Origin of the sequence: Saliniramus sp. (assembly GCF_035311605.1) — a bacterium.
Classification (GTDB): Bacteria; Pseudomonadota; Alphaproteobacteria; order Rhizobiales; family Beijerinckiaceae; genus Saliniramus.
Map to the genome: position 1 here is coordinate 1 of NZ_DATGCW010000182.1, position 5,217 is coordinate 5,217.

The following is a 5,217-nucleotide window of genomic DNA, read 5'->3' on the forward strand; positions in this document are numbered from 1 at the left end:
ATTTCCTGTGCCCCCGGCCCGACCTGAAGGCGCGCGCCGTATTCGTTCACCAGCGGGGTGAGCTGTTCGAGGAGATAGCCCGCAAACGCTTCGGGATGGGTGAGGGTGGTGGCATAGATGCCCGTGCCGAGAAGCTTGGCGAAGGCACGTTGCGTGCGTGGAGGCCTGGCGCCTTCGGTATAGACGACCCGCAATTCCGGATACCGAAAGCGCGCACGCTTCTGCGGATCAGGCGGTATGCCTTCCCTGACGAAGCGCGTGATCGCGCCGCGCAGAGTCTCGGCGGCGTCTTCATAGTGGCGGCTCAGGGCGTCGATTGCGGCCTGTGGCTCGGCATATTCCGTGAAGGGTGTGCCGTTCGCATCGAAGCTCGTATCCGGCGTCTCGGTCATGATGCATCCCTTCACGGTCATGCGCTTCAGCTCTCGGCGCAGCGTACCCATTCGATTTCATTGGGGCCGTCGATCATGAAGCGTCGGTCGGGCCCGTCGGCGCGCAATGTCAATTCGCCGGTCAGGCGCTCGCCGGTTTCCAGATCATGTTCGAAATAAACCAGCGCTCCCATGGAGGCGAAGACGCGCATTTCGCGCCATTCATCTTGGCGTGCCGCCAGCGCGCCGTCGCGCAGGAGCATGATGCGTTCCTCCTCGAAGACGATGCGCTCGCGCAGGGCCTGTGGATCGATCGCGGCGCACCACTGGCCTTCGAGAAAGGCGATCTCCTCCTGTGCGACATCGCAATGCCGCAGTGTCGAATCGCATTCCTGACCGAATTGCTGCAGCAGATAGCCGACATAGGCGATGAGGCTGATCGCGAGGACGAGACCGCCCAGAACCATCGCAACCCGCTTGCTCATGCCGTATCGCCCTCCTCGAGCACCACCGTGATCCGCGCACCTTCGCCAACCTGATCGCCGATCGCCGCCGCGATCTCGCCGATCACGCCGTCGAGGGGCGCGGTGAGAACATGCTCCATCTTCATCGCCTCGACCACTGCGACCCGTTGGCCCTTCTCGACGCTCTGGCCGGTTTCGACGAAGAGCGCCACCAGCTTGCCGTGCATCGGGGCCTTGATGAGGCCGCCCGCATCGAGATGTTCGAGATCGACGGCCGTCGGGTCATGGATCGCGACGCGTGTCTGGCGCCCCTCGCGCAGGACCAGCATGGTTTCGCCAGCCTCGACGACGCTCGCCTCGACGGCACCGGGGGGCGATTTTGCGCCGGGCAGCTCGAAGGCAGGGCCTTCCGCGTCCCAGGTGAGCGCGCCCTCGATGCGTGTGCCGTCCACCATCAGGGGCAGGCCGGTCTGGCGCTGACCGACGAGCTGGAATCCGTCGCTCGCCCACCATGGGCCGGGGAGATCCCCGATGGCGACGCTGCCCGCAAGCGCGTTACGGTCATGGTCGCGCCGCACCAGCGCGAGCGCCCCAGCCGCGACAGCGATCGGATCGAGCGGGCGCTCCACGGCGCCGAGCTGTTCGAGATTCCGGTCGATGAAGCCGGTATCGAAAGCGCCTTCACGAAAGGCCTGTGCGTCGACGAGTTTCTTCAGAAAGGCGGCGTTCGTGCGTGGTCCCGCGACGAGCGTTTCACCGAGCGCCTGCGAGAGGCGATCGAGCGCCTCGTCGCGATCGGCTCCGCGCGCAATGATCTTGGCGATCATCGGATCGTAGAACGGGCTGACCTCGTCGCCGGCCTCGACGCCGGAATCGACACGGATACCGAAATCCTCCGGCAGTTCCAGCGCCCAGAGCCGTCCGGTCGAGGGAAGGAAACCCTTCTCGGGATCCTCGGCATAGAGCCGCGCCTCGACAGCGTGGCCCTCGAGGCGCACCTCTTCCTGCGTGAAGGAAAGCGCCTCACCATGGGCGACGCGGAACTGCAACGCCACCAGATCCAGCCCCGTCACCGCCTCGGTCACTGGATGCTCGACCTGCAGCCGCGTGTTCATTTCCATGAAATAGAAGCGGTCTGGCCTCAAGCCCTCCCGCCCATCGGCGATGAATTCCACCGTGCCGGCACCGACATAACCGACGGCGCGGGCGGCCTCGACGGCGGCCTTGCCCATCGCGGCGCGCATATCCGGCGTCATGCCCGGCGCCGGCGCTTCCTCGACCACCTTCTGGTGCCGACGCTGAAGCGAGCAGTCGCGCTCGTTCAGATGCACCACATTGCCGTGCTGATCGGCGAAAATCTGGATTTCCACATGGCGCGGGGAGAGCACGTATTTCTCGACCAGAACACGTGGATCGCCGAAGGAGGCCTGTGCCTCGCGCATGGCGGAGGCCAGCGCATCGTCGAATTCCGTGGCCTTGTCGACCCGCTTCATGCCCTTTCCGCCACCGCCGGCGACCGCCTTGATCAGCACCGGATAGCCGATTTCGTAAGCCTTCTGGCGCAGGAAATCGGGTTCCTGCCTGCTGCCGTGATAGCCCGGCACGACGGGTACACCGGCCTTCTGCGCCAGCGCCTTGGCCGCATCCTTTAGCCCCATAGCCTTGATCGCCGAGGCGGGCGGGCCGATGAAGGCGATGCCGTTCTCGGCGCAGGCCTCGGCGAATTCCGCGCGTTCGGAGAGGAAACCATAGCCCGGATGGATGCATTGCGCGCCGCTTTTGAGCGCCACATCGATCACCTTGTCGATGCGCAGATAGGATTCCGCCGCCGGGGCCGGGCCGATCTCCCAGGCCTCGTCGGCCATCTGCACGAACAGCGCATCCGCATCCGCCTGCGAATGCACCGCGATGGTGCGCATGCCGAGCGCTTGCGCCGTCCTGACGATCCGGCAGGCGATTTCGCCGCGATTGGCGATAAGTACCGATTCGAACACGCGAGGACCCCTGTCGCAGATGAAGCTTCATGTCCTTTGGAAAACGGGAGCGGCGTCAGGTCAAGAGCGAACCGGCCCGCATGCTTCACGGTTTCGTCGGAAGCGTATCATGATCGAACAGCGCCATGAATTGCCGGTCGATCCGGTCCTTTGCCAACCAGGGCAGACGCCCGGCGAAAGCGAAGCTGCTTCCGCGCGAGGCGACGGCGCGTCCGTCACCGGTGGCGATCAGCATCAGCCAGTCCTTTTGCGGTATATGTGGGGTGAGTGCCTCGCGACGAACAAGGGCACGAATGTTGCGGCGAAGGGCAGGCCCCTGACGCACGGCGAAGACGCCCGCCTTGGGACGCGGATGCGCGGTCATCGTGGCGCAATCACCCACGGCGAAGATGGAATCCCGGCCTTGGACCCGCAGATCTTCCCCGATTGCCAGAAAACCCTCCGGCGTGCGCGCGAGATCGCCTTCAGCCAGGACCGCCGGTGCCTTTGCATGCGAAGCGACGAGCACCGCGTCCGCAGCGATATCACGCCCGTCCCCGGTCTGCGCGCCATCGGGGCCGATGCGCGCGATGCGGCTGTGCTCATGCAGGGTGATCCCGACCCTGCGCAGGGCGCGGCGCAGGAAGAAGCGCGCGGCGGCGTTGATTTCCGGGGCGATCTCCTGCGCCGTCGCCAGCGCCACGTCGATCGCGCGGCCACCGGCTTCGCGCCGCAATCTGTGCAGCAACGCGAAAGCGAGGCAGGTGCCCGCCGCACCACCGCCGATGACGAGCATCCGGCGCGGGCCGTCCGGGTGTCGCGCCTGGGCGATCAGCCCTTCGAGCTTCGGGATGAGCGATCCGATAGGCTTGACCGCAAAAGCATGCGCGCGCGCACCGTTGATGGCATCGAGATCGGGTGTGATGCCGATATCGATCGAGGCGATGTCGAAGCTGAGGCTCTCGCCGTCATCCAGCGCAATGCGCTTTTCTGCGCCATGAAAGCCGATGGCGCGGGCGCGTACGAATGTCGCCCCCGCCGCTTCCGAGAGGCGCTCCAGATCGATATGCATCGCCTTGAAGCTGTAGAGCCCCGCGATATGCCCGGGCAGCATGCCGGAATAGGGTGAGTAACGCTCCGGAGCGACGAGTGTGATGCGCAACCCCTGTTCGCGGTCGAGCGCAAGGCCGCGCAAGGCCAGTGCATGCGCGTGCCCGCCGCCGACGAGAACGAGATGCGTCATGGTCGGGCCTGCATCACGCCCTGGGGCCCTCTGCGAGATATTGCTTCGCGAGAACCTTGCCCTCCTCAACGGCGGGCTGGTCGAAGGGATCAATGCCCAGCGCATAGCCGGTGAGGATCGTCTCCAGCATGAAATGCATCATCAGCGCACCGAGATGCTCTTCATCAAGCCGGTCCACATGAATGGTGCGCGTCGGGCGATGATTGCGCGCGAGCGTGTCCGCCGTGGCGCGGCCCTGCGCCGCGACGAGATCGCCGATGGTCTTGCGGGCAAAGCCCGGCTCGCCCGCCTTCTCCGCCAGCGCCGCGTCGATCTCGGGACCCTTGCCGGCGCAATCGGTCGTGATCACGGTGAAGATCTTGTCGTTCGGGCCGGCGAGATAGAGCTGCAACTGCGAATGCTGGTCGACCGGGCCGATGGCGGCGACGGGCTGCGAGCCCTTGCCGTCCTTGCCCAGACTCTCGGCCCAGAGCTGCACCCACCATCGCGTGAACCGCTCCAGCCGGTCGGCATAGGCCATGGTGACGCATACCGCCTTGCCCTCCAGCGCAGCGGCCGTCATCAAGGCGGCGCCGTTTGCCACAGGGATGTCCTTTGCCGGCAGTTCTGCGGCCCGGATCGGCGCATAGACCGAAGCGGCGCCCCGGCGGATCGCAGCGATGTCGAGGCCCATCACCGCTGCGGGCAGGAGTCCCACATTGGTCAGCGCCGAATAGCGCCCGCCGATGCCGGTATGGTGTTCGAGGAACGGCGACCCTTCCGGCTCCAGCAGATCGCGCAGGGCGTTCTTCGTACCCTCCTTGCGCGGTTCGGAAAGACCGAAAACATGCTCGCCGATCTTGAGCCCGGCATCCGAGAGCGCGCGCATCACCACCATTGTCTGCATCAGCGTCTCGCCGGTGCTCCCGGATTTCGAGATCGCGACGAACCGCGTCGTGGCAAGGGGCAGCGCCTCGAGCACGCGCCCGAAGGTGGCCGGGTCAAGATTGTCGAAGAAGTGAATGCGCGGGCCGTCATCCAGCCGCCCCAGCCCGGGCACCATGTAATCGACGAGCTGGGCCAGTGTCTGCCCACCGAGGCTTGATCCGCCGGTACCGAGAAAGACCACGTCGCTTGCACCGTCGCGCAGCCTGCGGGCGGTCTGCTCGATCGCGTCGAAATCGCCG

At 65.8% G+C, this 5,217-nt stretch carries 4 protein-coding genes and 1 pseudogene; all 5 read right to left on the reverse strand.

Features of this window, described 5'->3' with window-relative positions; translation table 11 throughout:
* A pseudogene (locus VKP01_RS08320) lies at positions 1–392 on the reverse strand (hypothetical protein); the annotation flags it as partial.
* A 26-nt stretch (positions 393–418) separates the two neighbouring features.
* The gene (locus VKP01_RS08325) at positions 419–856 is read right to left on the reverse strand and encodes a hypothetical protein (RefSeq protein WP_324411686.1); all 438 of its coding nucleotides are present in this window, start codon (positions 854–856) and stop codon (positions 419–421) included.
* Positions 853–2,829 (reverse strand): acetyl/propionyl/methylcrotonyl-CoA carboxylase subunit alpha, encoded by a 1,977-nt coding sequence (locus VKP01_RS08330; protein WP_324411687.1) that lies wholly within the window; start codon positions 2,827–2,829, stop codon positions 853–855. The genes VKP01_RS08325 and VKP01_RS08330 overlap by 4 nt, the downstream gene beginning before the upstream one ends.
* A gap of 85 nt (positions 2,830–2,914) precedes the next feature.
* Positions 2,915–4,051, reverse strand: coding sequence for an FAD-dependent oxidoreductase (locus tag VKP01_RS08335; protein ID WP_324411688.1), 1,137 nt, complete (start codon positions 4,049–4,051; stop codon positions 2,915–2,917).
* Positions 4,052–4,064: 13 nt separating this feature from the next.
* Positions 4,065–5,217, reverse strand: a 1,153-nt coding sequence (locus VKP01_RS08340) for a glucose-6-phosphate isomerase (RefSeq protein ID WP_324411689.1), incomplete at its 5' end; no start/stop codon positions are given.